This window comes from Paenibacillus sp. FSL R7-0340 (assembly GCF_038002205.1).
Taxonomy (GTDB): domain Bacteria; phylum Bacillota; class Bacilli; order Paenibacillales; family Paenibacillaceae; genus Paenibacillus; species Paenibacillus polymyxa_B.
Genome location: NZ_JBBOBY010000001.1, coordinates 3316490 through 3331186, shown reverse-complemented (window position 1 = coordinate 3331186; position 14697 = coordinate 3316490). Strand labels below are relative to the sequence as shown.

Genomic DNA, 14697 nt, shown 5'->3' with positions numbered 1-14697 from the left:
ATCGATAAGAAATTTTGTCTGCATGTTTTTTTGCATTTGCTTACCCTTCTATACTCTGATCTTTAGGATCGCCGCGTTGTGTTTTCAGTTTTAGAAAATGAAGAGTCATTTGAAGTTTCAGACGAATATCACCATCGCTTAGATCAATCTCGAAAAGCTCACGCATCCTGTTGATTCGATAGAACAAAGTATTTCTATGAATAAAAAGTGTTTTAGCAGCAATATTTGGAGTGTCCACATATTGAAGATAGGCTTCAAGGGTAGGTAGCAAACTTGTTTTGTGGGCATTGTCATAAGCAATTAACTTTTGGATAACTGGATGGCAGAAGTCAGCGAGATCGTTCTGTTCCGATATGATCTTTCCAATATGCTCGCAGAGATAGTCCTCATACATATATACTGGCTTGTTAGAATTAAGTTGGAAACCAATCTCGATGGCGGTTAGGCATTGCTTATAATATTTTCGCAAAAAGGTTAAATGACTAAAGCAGTCACTCAGCGAAGCAGTTAGGCCGTTTACTTGGAGAAATTCCAGAATTCGTTTGTCTTCAGCAATGATTTTACAGGATGAATCAACGAGGGAAATGAGAAATACAATACGTCCCTGATATACGATCCAACGGCTATCCGGAAGTAATTGGATCATATGCTGTGCAACCAACTGAACTTTCCCGTCAAAAAAGCCGTTCTTCAGGTCTGTCAAGGTCATCACTCTCAGGTAAGGTGTAAGCGTCCATTCCAGATGAGCCAGTCGCATTGCGATGACATTAGCATCATTGAGCTCGCCTGTAAGCAGTTCGGAAAGCAAAAAACTATGCATCATTCCTTGATTGCAATTATAAAAGTCGTTCTTTTGCAATTCTACCGAAACCAACTCACAAAGAAATTGTACGAGTTCAAAATCAATATCTGTAAATTTACGATCCAGTTCCATAACACTGACCTGCGCGAATTCTATACCATGTACGTACACAAAAGCTGTTATCCAACAGTCGTTGGTCTCGGGATCGCGTGAATAATAAGGAGTAAGAGCCATACGGGTCAGTTCGTACAGATTGGATTTCTTCATGCTCTCAATATTACTGTCAAGAATATAACCCAAATTTCGCTGCTGTTCGATATCAGGTCGGCTGGGGATGGGGGCCTGACACATAGCGAGTAACTTATAGCCTGCGTCGACAATGATTACCGGATTACCAAAGATGCGGGAGGCCTCGTTTGTCAAGTATTGTAAACCTTTGTTTGAGTAAAGTGCGGATATCAGAGTGTGCATATGCTCAATGAGCCGATTCTCATGAGCAAGTATAGATGAAATCTTTCCCGAAAGATCCAGCAGATCCAGTCCATTTGGCAGAAGGGTAAGACAAGTATAAGAGTCTACAAGTGCATCACAATCCTGAATGCAGAAAAGAGGAGTGTCTGTAGGTAAGTCCTTTGGCAAATCCGAAAGCTTGCCTATATAAGCTGTGTCAGCCTGGAAAATGGAACTCAACCGCAGGATAGTAAATTCACTGATTTCTTTTGTTTGCATGGCCTCTTCGGGCAAGGAAAGATAACAGTCGCTAAGTTTTCTGATTATTTTTTGAATTTTCACGAGAGCAGCCTCCAAAAGCTTTTTAATCCTTGTGCAATATTACAAAACATCGTCACTATATTGGACCATATTTAAATTCCAGCACATGGGATATAACGTTTTTATTATATATACTGAAATTATTACACGCTGCAATAAATGACACTTTAATCAAAAAATGAGTAATATTGTTTAAAATCAAAAACTCTGTGAGGGAATAGTTTTGGAATTATGTGAGCAAATTTATGCGAAATTAGTGGAGAAAGCTGAAACTCTCGCATGGATTTGCTTCAGGATCTATGCCTAACAAATACAAATTGCAGGAGGATATTAATGAAAATTTTAGGGATCAGTTGCGGTAGAAGGATGAGTAATTCAGAAATCCTTGTCAAGGAAGCTCTGATGGGTGCTGAAGAACTGGGTGCCGAGGTAGAGCTTATACGTCTTAATGACCTGCAAATTAAACCTTGCACGGGTTGTAATGCTTGTGTAGTGAGCCTGCTTGAAAAGTGTGGCTCAGGAGATTGTGTGATAAAGAATGATGATTATGGATTTATTGAAGAAAAAATAATGGAATGCGACGGGTTAATTTTGAGCTCCGCCATTTATGAGAAAAGTCCGAGTGGACTGTTGAAGACTCTGAATGACCGGATGGGGCCCTCCCATGACATTGCCTTCCGAATGATTGCCAAAAAGCAACGCGAAGAAAGAGGAATAACTACTGGTAAAGGCCCAGATGAAAGAAGCTTTAAACAAAGAGTGGCTTCTCTTATAGCTGTAGGAGGGAGTGAGTGGGACACACTTGCACTGCCAATGCTCCATCTTTTCACGCTGCCGATGCAAATCAATGTTGTAGACAAAATGCTGGTTAATTGGGTTGGCTTGCCTGGATCAGTAGTCTTCAAGGAAAATGAATTGAACAGAGCTAGGCAATCTGGTCGTCATGTGGCTGAAACACTAATGAACTCGAATACGGAAGCGAAATATATTGGCGAATCTGGTTTATGTCCAATCTGTCATTCCAAACTCGTTGAAATCAGGAATCATGATGATAATTATCCTGCAATATGCGGAATTTGCGGTGTAAAGGGCACTTTGGAGGTTGAACAGGGCAAAGTTAAATTCAATGTCGCGGAAGAAGATAGAGCGCATTCTCATGTTCTAATCTCCGGGAAATTCGAGCATGCGGATGAATTATATAAAGTTTCATTAAAACCTAATTCCAAGGCTGGCGAGTTGCCTGAAAGATTAAAAAAATACAAAAACTATTTATCTTATTCCAGACCTGCTCGTAATTGATATTCCGAATAAAGTGCTTATTCTTTTTTTGAAAGGCTGGGAGCGAATTTGGCTGGTAAGATGCTTGCTGAAGCAGGCATGGTTGGAGCTGGTCTAAACGGCGTCAGTTTTTCATCTTACACACTCTTTTGGTTTATAGGACCTAAGATCATTAATGATAATTTAGTTGTTGGGAAAACTTCAAAAAGTATCACTCTGGAATATTACTTACTTATGTAAAGACCAGTCAGATGCAATAAGGTTCTGAACATAAATCCTTTGTTGCTGTAACTAACCGCATCACCTGGATCAATCCCTAAAAATTGACCTGACACTAATCGTTAAACTCCTTCGAAAAGATTCATCAGACTAGCTCCAATACGTGAACTAATCACCTACACAGTTCTTCAGGGACTTTCATGAGGCAGCCTTTTGAGGTGCTCGTTCTTGAGAATCCCCCGTTCGGGCGTGTACTTTCGTACAATTGACTTTGATTTAGAATTTGATCCATACTTCAGATGAACGGTTGTTCAAAAAAACATTGGAGGGATTTTTCATGCGTTTGGGAGGAAAAGTTGCGGTCATTACAGGCTCAGCATCAGGAATGGGGAAAGCGATCGCAGAATTATTTGCAAAAGAAGGCGCAAGTGTTATTGTTTCAGACCTGAACATTGAAGGAGCTGAAGCGGTTGCAGCAGGAATTAAATCAGCTGGCGGAACCGCCGTCGCAGTAAAAACCAATGTTGCTGATTTAAATGATATTCATGCTATGATCGATACTGCTGTTAATGAATTCGGAACTCTCGATATTTTAGTTAACAATGCGGGCGTTATGGATAACATGGCGCCTGTAGGAGATGTGGACGACGAGACATGGGATTTTATATTCGATGTTAACACAAAAAGCGTTATGCGTTCGATTCGAAAAGTTATCCCGATCTTCCTGGATAAAGGGAATGGAGTGATTATAAATACGGCATCTACGGGCGGCTTCAGCGGCGCGCATGCGGGCGCTGCTTACACTGCCTCAAAGCATGCGGTAATCGGTATTACGAAAAACACGGGGTTCATGTATGCTCAAAAAGGTATCCGATGCAATGCCATTGCGCCAGGAGCGACAGCCACAAACATTACTTCAACGATTCATAACTTAAATGAGTTTGGCGCGTCCCGAACGAAGGTTACACAAGGCGTAATTCCTCGCGTAGGGCAGGCGGAAGAAATCGCAAAAGTAGCCCTTTTCCTGGCATCAGACGAATCGAGCTTTGTGAACGGGGCTGTTATAGCTGCAGACGCGGGTTGGACGGCAGGCTTCTAATCCACTGTTTAACGAGCACACATGCTTCAAAATATATAATCATCGAAGTAAGATCCTTGCAAGGTTAAAGTAATATTCAATTGAAAGAGATGTAATGTCAAAAATAATGTTATAAAATGACAGGAGCGTTGACACACGATCCCGTCATTTTTTAGTTATATTTAGATATCATTATCATGAATGTGAGCTGCATATCGTTTTTCTCGTTTTTTGCGATCGAATAAGGAAACACTAGTCACCGCAGATCCCCGAGATTTGCGCGAATATTATCTGAATACATACTACAAGGATGTCGAGGGACAAGAACAAGGTCCCATTGAAAGTCGCTATTTTATCGGCTTTTTTATTTTATCGGTACAGTTCTTGTCCCAAGCCAAGATAATCAATAAAAAACTTACAGTGAACAAACATCAGACGAGGAACATTGACATATGAAAAAAACCATTGGATTTATTGGAGTCGGTAATATTGGAAGTATGATTGCTTGTTTTGCAGTGGCTGCAGGATATGACGCTGTAGGGGATAGGGATGTAACCAATCGTAGTAAGAGGCGATTGATTACATCCCTATTTTTGGCGTGGAGAAATCAATGTGGTCATTAGTGACTTTTCTTCAGAATCATCTGAGGAAGCTCTAGCAACAATCTGTCCATCGTGAGCGGATCATCGAAATTGTACTTGTTCTCGGTAAGAATAATACGGTCGATGCTTTTCGAGTTCCAGTATGGTAACTGCATCAGTCTTCTGTATAACCGGATCGTACGGGGATCGTTATCCATGAGAATAAAATGGGTATCGGCTTCATAGCTACAGGCATGTTCCGGTCGCGTCAGTTGAAAAGGAATGCCTGCCCGGATTAGTTCCTTCACCTTCGGAGGAGGCTGCATGCCGTCAGGGTGGTATACAGTAACTGCAAAGCCTTTCATGCTCATGATGTAGAGATTGCCCTCAACGATGGAAAACACAGCTGCTGTTTGCTTAACATCCATATGCTTCGCCAGGCCTATCCACATTTGTTTACTTGCAGCGCGATGCCGATAAATCCATTGTTGTGCAAGCTTCTGCCGATTCATTAGCTCTGCTGTTTGCATGATTCTTGAATAGACGTGTTCATAGCGATCGATGAGCACGGTTGGGGCAATGGATGCCAATTCTTCGATCCAATCTTGACGGAAACCAGAATGAATGATCAGGTCAGGAAGAAGCTTACGTATTTTGCCCGGTTCACCCAGTAATCCAATATCCTCAATACCATTGATGGAATCCCAGTACAGACCTCTTTTACCTATGATCTCCACATCTGCGCCTATCGGCGTGATACCCAAGGACAATAGATCGCCCAGCGAATAACCAACGGCAACGATCCGTTTGTAAGGAACCTCGGGCATGAGCACGGGAGATGAGCTGACTGAAGCAGCCTCCTCGTACTGGCGGGGAGTGATCCCTTCCGTTTGTCTAAACTTGCGCGAAAAGTAACTCTCATCCTTGAATCCCACGGCTTGGGCAATCTGTGCAATCGTGTCCTCGGTCTGTAACAACAGCCGCTTGGCGTGTTTCATACGAATATCCAACACGTAGTCCAACGGTTTTTTTCCTGTAATGGACTTGAATAAGGTACTGTATTGCCATTTAGCCACACCTGCGATGCTGTACAACTGGCGGGCCGTAATGTTTTGCTGATAGTGAGATTCGATATAAGTGACTGTATGCTTCACCGCTTGAATGTTATCGGATATTTCCGTATTCCGTCGAATGTTTTCCATCAGGAACAGGAGTAGTTCCTGCAACGCAATCTGCTGTTTCAATCTCGACTCTTCGGGGACGGGAGTGGGGCGCTTCAATGAGAGGTCGAGCGTTCCTGCCAAATCAAGTAACCTTGATTCGTCAGTAATGTTCATGCGCGTCTCGTACGGAATCATGGACAGTAATTCATTGGCTGGTTTCGACTCTCCAAGCCGGTATACACTGAACACGATGACGATGGCCGCCGCGGTATTCAGCTGCGTGGCGGACGATGAAGCCCCCAATGTTTCTTCGTGCGGATCGACGAATTGAATGCTGGCCTGCGCATCAGGTGCAAGCAGTAAGACATCGTTTTTTTCGGTCTGCACGAAATGCTTCCTCAAGTGTAACACACCGGATGTCGACTTAAACACGACGAGGCGATGCGCCCCAGGCGAGCTCGGGATAAGCTGTTTGCAGGACAGCCTGCGGAAAAGGCTCACGCTTTGAGGGATGTATATGTCGTATCCTTCATTCGGCAAAAAGGAAATTTCTTTTCCGTCAATTGTTGAACGTTCCATGTTGTGCTCCTTAACCAAATGTATTTTGAACCGCGGTTCCAAGCAAGACATGCATAGACAAGTCAATTGTCGCAAGCCCGGTTCTGTTTTTTGTGCTATAAAAAATCAGAAATATATCCATTGTTCAATCATACCAAACTCCTTAACATAAATTGAAGATGATTTTCATTCTCATTAATGTTTTAGGGGGCTTTACCATGCGAAAGAGAAAAATGTTCCAAGGCATACTTGTCATGCTATTTATGCTTCTGCTTGCTGTGACAGCGGCATGTTCCAAAAAAGAGGAGGCAGCACCATCTGCGTCAGCTAACGGGGAACAGGAAAGAGCTAAAGAAATAACGGTTTCATGGATGAGGGATTTGGGTCCATCTAATCCGCACGCGTACTATCCATCACAGCTGTTCTCACAATCCATGATTTACGAACCGCTGGTTGAGTACGGCGAAGGGGGAAAAATCAAGCCTCATTTGGCCACCAGTTGGGAGATTAGCGAGGACGGCAAAGAATATACTTTCCATCTTCGGGAGGACGTCCAATACTCGGACGGAACACCGTTCAACGCCGCTAGCGTCAAGCGTAACATAGACGCGATCCTGCAAAACAAGACGACGCATAGCTGGCTGGGAACGGCCAAATTGCTGGATCACCTCGAGCTTGTTGACGAGTACACCGTCAAGCTTGTCATGTCAGAGCCGTACTATCCGGTTTTGCAGGACTTAACGACCGTGCGTCCATTCCGCTTCTTGGCCGATGCAGGCTTCCCGGAAGGGGACAATACGCTGGAAAGCATTCAGTCTCCCATCGGCACGGGGCCATGGATGCTTGAAGAATACAAGCAGGATGAATACAGCGTATTCGTGAAAAACCCGAACTATTGGGGCGAACAGCCTGAACTGGACAAGATCACGGTCCGCATCATACCGGATGCCGAAACTCGGGTACTAGCCTTCGAGAAAGGCGATCTTGATCTCATTTTCGGAGAGGGTTCCATTAGCCTTGACGAATTCACGCGCCTGCAAAAGAACGATGCATTCGAAACGGAAGTATCGGGCCCGTTGGGCACGCGAAACTTAATCCTGAATACGCAGAATGAAAAGCTGACGGATATGCGAGTAAGGCTTGCATTGCATCACGGATTTGACAAGGCTGCGATGGTCAAAGGCATCACGTCTGACGTGGAACAGCCTGCGACGCAGGTGCTAACGACCGATTATCCTTACGTTAGCCAGACGTTCCCTGGATTTGCATACGATGCCTCCAAAGCAGCAGCTTATCTGGACGAGGCAGGATGGAAGGTTCCGGCATCGGGCGGTACCAGGGAAAAGGATGGCGAGAAGCTGTCGTTTGAGCTGATGTACGATACAACTGACCGCATCCAGAAAGCGATGGGCGAGACACTTCAGGCCGAATGGGCTGGACTTGGCGTTAAACTTCAGTTGACGGGACTTGAGCTGACCGAACAGACCAAACGTTTCCGTGAGGGAGACTATGACATGAACTTCTGGTTCAACTCCGGAGTGCCTTACGATCCACATACATTGGTCAATGCGGTAGCGGAGCCTACCTTTGGCGTTGCAGAGGCACATCTCAATATTGAAGGCAAGGCAGAGCTTGACGAACAGATCAGGCAAGTACTGGCTTCCGTTGACGAGAAACAGAGACAAGAGCTTTATGATCAGATTTTACAAAAAGTTCAGGAAGAATCGGTTATTATACCCCTGTCCTATATTCGTCAATATAACGTATACCAGAAAACACTGGATAACGTTTCATTTCCAGAGAGCAGATGGGATCATCCATTTAATAGCATTCACCTAAAATAAAGAAAAGGAAGGGCCACTTATGGCAGGTTATATTTTTAGAAGAGCACTGACGCTGGTTCCACTCGTGCTGTTCGCCACCTTCGTAGCTTTTGTGCTAATGAGGCTCTCTCCGGTTGATCCGGCCGAGGCGTACTTCTCGGCAGCTCATATCAAGCCTAACGAGCAAATGCTACAGGAGAAGAGGGGAGAACTGGGGCTGGACGATCCCTTTATGTCTCAGTACGTGCAATCTGCTGTTCGCATGCTACAGCTAGACCTCGGGACGTCGTACCTGTCCTCCAAGTCTGTCTGGGGAGAGATTTGGCAACGGTTGCCCGCAACGTTGCAGTTGACGGGGAGCAGTATGTTGATCGCTTTCGTAGCTGTTGTCACACTAGGGTATCTCTCGGCCGTACACGCCGGGCGGTGGGTAGATTATGCGGTGCGCATTCTTTCCTACATCGGCGCATCCTTACCGCAATTCATGCTGGGTTACTTACTGATCTATCTGTTTGCCCTCCACGGGGACTTGCTTCCCGTGGAAGGAAAGGGCACATGGCAGCATTTGATTTTACCATCATTGACTCTCTCTTTGGCACTTGTGGCAACCTATGCCCGACTGTTTCGCGAGAGTATTCTGGAGCAGATGAAGCAGGCTTACGTGGACTATGCGCATACACGAGGACTAAAGCCGCGCAGCATCATGCTCAGACATGTGGTTCGACTGGCCATCCTCCCCATCATTACCGGATTCGGTATGAATCTGGGTAGGCTTATCACGGGAACGATTGTGGTAGAACGAGTATTCTCCTGGCCCGGTTTGGGGCGGTTTTTCGTGGAATCCATTTTCAACCGCGATTTACCAGTCATTCAGGGCTATGTTTTTTTTGCTGCATGTCTTTACTTATGTACAAGTCTCCTAACCGATCTTCTGCACATGGCTGCTGATCCGAGGCTTTCCTTGCAAGAAAGGAGCAGGTAGGAATATGAAATTGAAAAGTTTGTTTTTTGGCAAGCGGCTGGTCGTAGGCTTGTGCCTGTTCTTTTTGTGTGTTTGCGCAGTAACAGCTATCTTTGCTCCATGGATAGCTCCCCATGATCCGAATCAGATACGAATGGCTGACAAGCTCGTTCCATCCTCGGCTGAGCATTTACTGGGTACCGACCATTTGGGCAGGGATGTGTTGTCCAGACTCATCTATGGTGTCCGGATTACGTTTGGACTGGTGTTGGGTGTCTTTTCCATATCTGTGCTGGTTGGTGTATCGATTGGCATGTTATCCGGTTACGTAGGCGGTTGGCTGGATCAGCTATTAATGCGGATTTGCGACGGCATGCTTGCATTTCCGAACCTCGTCCTTGTGCTTGGCATCGTTGGTATGCTTGGACCAGGGATATATCAGGTCATTATTGCACTGCTGCTGGTACAGTGGGTGTACTATGCACGTATGACCCGGGGTCTGGTGTTGCATCTGCGTTCCGAGCCGTATTTGCTGGCTGCCCTCATTTGCGGTTCCAGCCGATTAGTGATCCTGAGAAGACACGTTTTTCCGCATATTTTCCCGCAAATTGTGGTGATCGGTACGCTAGAGATGGGGTGGGCCATCATGGATATTTCAGCTCTTTCCTTCCTGGGACTCGGCATTCAGCCGCCTACCGCGGAATGGGGAGCGATGATTAATGAAGGACGCGGCTATTTGCGCGAACACCCTTCCCTAATGCTATATCCGGGATTGTGTATTTTACTTGTAGTCACCGCGTTCAATGTACTGGGGGAGTCGCTCTCCCAACTGCTCGGCGTAAAGAAAGTGAAGGAGAGGAGCACCCGCAATGTTCGAAGAACATCACGTCAGATCGGCAACCCCTGAACCATTGCTTGCACTTCATAATGTCTGTGCCGATGTGATCGAAGACGGCGCTTCTCAACGATTGCTGGATGATGTTTCGTTTTCGTTGCAGCCTGGACGCGTCGTAGGTCTTGCAGGACAGAGTGGCAGCGGCAAAACGCTAACCTGTCGATCGATTCTTCAGCTACTCGATCCTGCCATCCGCATAAACGGCAGCATCAGACTGAGAGGTGATGAACTGAACGGCATGACTGAAGAGCAGTTACGCACCATTCGCGGAAATGATATTGGATATATTGTTCAAAATCCAATGAATGCACTGGTTTCTGTTCATACCATCGGAAGCCAGTTTGTCGAAACGATCCGCACACATGCCCGGTGTAGTAAAACGGATGCGTTGACACTGGCTGTGCAGGCACTTGAAAGTGTAAGGCTGCCTGATCCGCTGGAACTTCTCAAACGATATCCGTTCGAGCTTAGCGGAGGCATGCTGCAACGCGTGTTGATTGCGCTAACGATGTGTCTGTCACCCTCCATCGTCATTGCGGACGAGCCCACCACAGCCCTCGATAGTATTAATCAATACCATGTATTGGAGGAACTAGAGAGACTGCGGATGAACCAGGACGTTGCCATCCTGCTTATTACGCATGATCTTGACGTCATCGCAGAGATGGCAGACGAGGTCATCGTGATGCATGAAGGACGGATCGTGGAACATAACGACGTATTATCCATATTCAATCGACCACAACATTCCTATACACAAGAATTGCTACGCAGTCGGTTGAATGAATGAACGGAGGGAAGAATAATGGCACTGCTAGAACTTTCTGGCGTCACTCACACGTATGATTCTGCGAACAACTCTTGGTGGAAATCGAAACAGAAGTTGCAGGGAGCTGTCGTGAAGGATATCTCCATGACGCTGGAGGCAGGACAATGCATCGGTTTGTTGGGGGGGAGCGGTGCAGGCAAGAGTACACTCGGCAAAATCATGCTTGGCTTGCAGCGCCCTCAACGGGGCTCAGTACTTATTGATGGTAAGGATATGTATGCTTGTGACAATCGAACGAAGAAACAGTTACGGAAGCATGTACAGGCCGTATTTCAGGATTGTTATTCTTCGGTAAATCCCAAGATGACGGCAGCACAAATCATCGGGGAGCCCCTGGACAATTTCGAGCGACTAACGAATGGGGAAAAGGATTACCGCATCGGCGAAGCTTTGGACATCGTCGGACTACCTGCAAGTGCCATGAACAAGCTGCCAAGACAATTCAGCGGTGGACAACTACAGCGCATTAACATTGCACGCGCCATGATCTCCAGACCCAGCTTTATCGTGCTCGATGAAGCTGTCAGCAGCTTGGATATTGCCAACCAGGTACATATTATCGATGTTTTACGCGATTTAAAGAAACAACGGGATATGTCCTACGTATTCATCACGCACAACCTGAAGGCTGCTTTTGCACTATGTGACCGATGGACTGTATTAGATCAGGGTAGCTTATGCGGTAGCTTCTCGACGATAGCCGAGATGAAGGTATCCAGGGAACCAGCAGTTAAGCTGTTGTTAGACGCCTCATTATCCGGACATCCGGAGTTGGGTACAATTCGGAAGGATAGGCCTTTCTATGTTGACGCAGGGCAGCGTAAAGGCGCCTGGGCATGAATCGAAGCAAAGATTTGCCATACGCTCGCAACGGTGCATTTTCCCCCGTGTTGCTACGCCTATATACCCTCACTTTTTTGTTTTATAGTGCTAACGCCTTCGTTCAGATGATATTGCCTCTCTATACGCAAAGCATTGGCTATGGAAACGACAAGATCGGTATGATCGTGGGGATGTATTTGCTAGTTAGCATGCTGCTGCGACCATGGGCGGGAATCGTCGTTGAACGATTCGGGATTGCCCGCATTCTACGTTTTATTCTGGCGGGGCATCTGTTAGTTTTGCTATTGTTTGTATGGCAAGGCAACGTTTCTTACATTATTGTCCGGGGTTTGCAAGGCGCTGTCGCCGCATTCTTTTCGTTGACCGTGCAAATGGCTGTTATGGACCTGTTGCCCGAGCGTGACCGTGCTCAGGGATTATCTCTATACTTGTTGTTTGGTTTGCTACCCTCGGTTATGATGCCTGCACTGGGATGGATCGCCTGGGAAAAAGCTGGACTGAACGGATTTTACGCAGGACTTTTGGTTTTGGGCGCATTGACGCTCATCTCGGGCTATGGAACAGGAAGAGCCACGCAGCACATCAAAGCGGCAAAGCGTCCCGCGGAGCAAACGACAACCAAGCATGAAATAGATAGAAGCGCACGATCCACGCTCTGGAACCGTCACTTCATGCTAAGCAGCCTCGTGATGATGAGCGCAACGATTGGGTTTGGCGCGGTAACGGCGTTTCTTGCCTTGTATGTGATACAGACCGGAATCGGCAATGCGGGGGTGTTTTTTGCTATTCAATCGGGCGTGATCGTGACAGCAAGATTTGCTTTCCGTAAGAATCTGCCTTCGGACGGGAACTGGCATTCCGTATATGTCGGCATGCTGTTGGTTTCGCTCACGATAGGTCTGGCACTTGTAGCTTTTGCCCCAGTAACAGGTAATGCATGGATGCTGTACGGGGGCGGTGCGATGATCGGCTATGGCATAGCTAATGTGTATCCTGTGCTTGCCGCTTACCTGAGCATCACACTCGGAAAAGAACGTCGAAAAGTATGGATGGGGTTATTTATCTCCATGTCCGATTTTGGAACCGTGATTGGTAGTCTCGTTCTAGGCCTGGTGGCAGACTCCGCCGGTTACAGAGCCATCTTCTGGATTTCTGCCAGCGTTTCTCTCTGCGTTGCCTTGTTTGTTGCCTTGAGTAGCCGCTGGATGAAGGCCCAGCCGTAAGATTAAGAGAACATACACTTACCTGATCAAGAATCGAGTTTAGCATTGGCATCGTTGAGAGATGGCAAGCTGCCAGTCATCGGTGTAAGTTAGATATCGGGTAGGGCTTAAATCGTTCTTGGACGATTTAAGCCCTGTTTTGTTCGTCGGCAAATAAGTCTTGAACGTTCTTGAAGTGAATATCGCTAAGAACGCTCGATATTTTTTCTATGGATAAACGGTCCTGTTTTTGAACCCAGTAATGAATAATGCCTGTTATACCAGAGAGCAAATATTCAAGCAAAATCTCGAATCGTTCCAGGGTAGAATTTAGCTACTTTAGAGAAACTAACCATTCGTGAAGTGGAGAATTTTTTATCTTTTTTGGAGTATCAACTCGACAATACTAAGCTAACCATTAACCGTAAATTGTCCTCACTAAAATCCTTATTTGATTACTTACAGAATAAAGCTGAAATAAGTGACCTAGAGCCATATATCCAGCGCAATGTTATGGCCAAAATGGATTTAAATGTAGTTAAAGAAAGCCAAGAGACGATTGCCAATCGTATTGATGGGAAAATTCTCAGAGAAGACGATTTTGAGTCGTTTAGGTTATTTGTAGCCCATGATTACGGAAAGATTAATAAAGAGAATAAACATATTTTCAATTTCCATCAATTTAATCGTGAACGAGATACAGCCATTGTTTCCCTCATTTTAGGATCCGGTCTTAGGCTCTCTGAGGTTGCAGGCATTAACCTTGAAGATCTGGATATGAATAAAGCTTTAGTAAGTGTTATCCGTAAAGGTAATAAAGAACAATATGTGTATTTCAGCAAGCAAGCTTTACTGGATTTAGAAAATTATCTGCAGATCAGAGAATCAAAATATAAACCAGAGAAAACTGAAAGCTTTTTGTTTATTGCTGCTCTATAGGTCGTAAAGGAAAAAGCCGACGCTTAACTCAGCGATCTATAGAGAAACTGATCGGAAAATACGCTACAGCTTTTGGAAAGCCAGCTTTAACCGTGCACTCTCTGAGGCATTCATTTGCAACGCGTTATCATTTAGAAAACAATGATGTGCCTAGATTGAAAAACCAATTAGGACATTCCTCAATACAAACGACTATGATTTATACTCATTTAACTGATGAAGAAATGAGGAAAGCAGTTAATAATATGGATAAGTAATAAAGCTTCGTCATGTAATCACACAAACTTTGTCCCTTTCGAGGAGAATGACACAAAGTTTACCCTGTTCAAGGGGGAATGACACAAAGCTTCTCTATAGCGACTTAGTACCAGCTGTCATTGAGTGAAATAGGGGATAAACTTGTTGTCAATGTACAATTCTTTAGCACGTAAGAATCAAAATGAATATCGCTTTTTATTTGTGCAATCCAATGGAAGTCAATTACAAGATACCACTAAACTTGTTGAAAAAGAAAATATCAAGCCCTCTATAGATTCAACTTATACGTTTGGGGACATTAACAAAGCGTTGATTAAAGTGTCGACGGGTCACTCCCAAGGCAAAGTTGTTGTGACCTTCTAAATAATAATCGAGTCCCGCTTCATCCGGCATTTTGGCCATTGCAAAATAGCTGTAACCCGCTCAGCCGCTTCGATCCTTCGCTTGTGCTGTTCCGCAATCAATTCGCCCAGCGAATAAATGTTTTCCATCCATAT

Annotated in this window: 14 protein-coding genes and 1 pseudogene; 12 read left to right on the top strand and 3 right to left on the bottom strand. The window is 45.2% G+C overall.

Features of this window, described 5'->3' with window-relative positions:
- Window positions 1-40: 40 nt before the first annotated feature.
- Window positions 41-1594 (bottom strand): PucR family transcriptional regulator, encoded by a 1554-nt coding sequence (locus tag MKX59_RS14945; protein ID WP_076265365.1) that lies wholly within the window; start codon window positions 1592-1594, stop codon window positions 41-43.
- A 312-nt stretch (window positions 1595-1906) separates the two neighbouring features.
- Here MKX59_RS14945 and MKX59_RS14940 point away from each other — a divergent pair, with 312 nt between their 5' ends.
- The 4 genes from MKX59_RS14940 to MKX59_RS14925 all read left to right on the top strand — a co-directional run bounded on the left by MKX59_RS14940 (window position 1907) and on the right by MKX59_RS14925 (window position 4771).
- Entirely contained in the window at window positions 1907-2872 is a 966-nt protein-coding gene (locus tag MKX59_RS14940) for a flavodoxin family protein (protein WP_023988643.1), read from the top strand.
- 48 nt (window positions 2873-2920) lie between these two features.
- A complete protein-coding gene (locus MKX59_RS14935) occupies window positions 2921-3091 on the top strand; it encodes a hypothetical protein (RefSeq protein WP_023988644.1) in 171 nt (56 codons plus the stop codon).
- Window positions 3092-3407: 316 nt separating this feature from the next.
- Entirely contained in the window at window positions 3408-4169 is a 762-nt protein-coding gene (locus tag MKX59_RS14930; RefSeq protein WP_340858504.1) for an SDR family oxidoreductase, read from the top strand.
- Window positions 4170-4600: 431 nt separating this feature from the next.
- Window positions 4601-4771: a hypothetical protein gene (locus MKX59_RS14925; RefSeq protein WP_155613676.1), complete on the top strand. Its 171-nt coding sequence runs from the start codon at window positions 4601-4603 to the stop codon at window positions 4769-4771.
- On the opposite strand, the gene MKX59_RS14920 is transcribed toward MKX59_RS14925, so the two are convergent.
- On the bottom strand, window positions 4768-6471 hold the full coding sequence (locus MKX59_RS14920) for a helix-turn-helix domain-containing protein (RefSeq protein ID WP_053325463.1): 1704 nt from the start codon (window positions 6469-6471) through the stop codon (window positions 4768-4770). The two genes, MKX59_RS14925 and MKX59_RS14920, sit on opposite strands and share 4 nt — an antisense overlap.
- A gap of 197 nt (window positions 6472-6668) precedes the next feature.
- On the opposite strand from MKX59_RS14920, the gene nikA reads away from it, so the two are divergent.
- From nikA to MKX59_RS14880, 8 genes and pseudogenes are all read left to right on the top strand, one after another.
- Window positions 6669-8294, top strand: a complete 1626-nt coding sequence (gene nikA, locus MKX59_RS14915; RefSeq protein ID WP_023988649.1) for a nickel ABC transporter substrate-binding protein — start codon at window positions 6669-6671, stop codon at window positions 8292-8294.
- 19 nt (window positions 8295-8313) lie between these two features.
- A complete protein-coding gene (locus tag MKX59_RS14910) occupies window positions 8314-9255 on the top strand; it encodes an ABC transporter permease subunit (protein WP_023988650.1) in 942 nt (313 codons plus the stop codon).
- Window positions 9256-9259: 4 nt separating this feature from the next.
- Window positions 9260-10141, top strand: a complete 882-nt coding sequence (gene nikC / locus MKX59_RS14905) for a nickel transporter permease (RefSeq protein WP_076265363.1) — start codon at window positions 9260-9262, stop codon at window positions 10139-10141.
- The gene (locus MKX59_RS14900; RefSeq protein ID WP_053325465.1) at window positions 10104-10919 is read left to right on the top strand and encodes an ABC transporter ATP-binding protein; all 816 of its coding nucleotides are present in this window, start codon (window positions 10104-10106) and stop codon (window positions 10917-10919) included. Before nikC ends, MKX59_RS14900 begins: the two co-directional genes overlap by 38 nt.
- Before the next feature lie 15 nt (window positions 10920-10934).
- Window positions 10935-11798 carry an ATP-binding cassette domain-containing protein gene (locus MKX59_RS14895; protein WP_023988653.1) on the top strand — a complete coding sequence of 288 codons (864 nt, stop codon included), beginning with the start codon at window positions 10935-10937 and terminating at the stop codon, window positions 11796-11798.
- Window positions 11795-13024 carry a staphylopine family metallophore export MFS transporter CntE gene (gene cntE / locus MKX59_RS14890; RefSeq protein WP_023988654.1) on the top strand — a complete coding sequence of 410 codons (1230 nt, stop codon included), beginning with the start codon at window positions 11795-11797 and terminating at the stop codon, window positions 13022-13024. Before MKX59_RS14895 ends, cntE begins: the two co-directional genes overlap by 4 nt.
- 309 nt (window positions 13025-13333) lie before the next feature.
- Window positions 13334-14199, top strand: a pseudogene (gene xerS, locus MKX59_RS14885) (tyrosine recombinase XerS); the annotation flags it as partial.
- Between the two features lie 151 nt (window positions 14200-14350).
- Window positions 14351-14563, top strand: coding sequence for a zinc-binding dehydrogenase (locus MKX59_RS14880; protein WP_023988655.1), 213 nt, complete (start codon window positions 14351-14353; stop codon window positions 14561-14563).
- Here MKX59_RS14880 and MKX59_RS14875 read toward each other — a convergent pair.
- Window positions 14560-14691 (bottom strand): hypothetical protein, encoded by a 132-nt coding sequence (locus tag MKX59_RS14875; protein ID WP_256026521.1) that lies wholly within the window; start codon window positions 14689-14691, stop codon window positions 14560-14562. The genes MKX59_RS14880 and MKX59_RS14875 overlap by 4 nt on opposite strands.
- Window positions 14692-14697 lie beyond the last annotated feature (6 nt).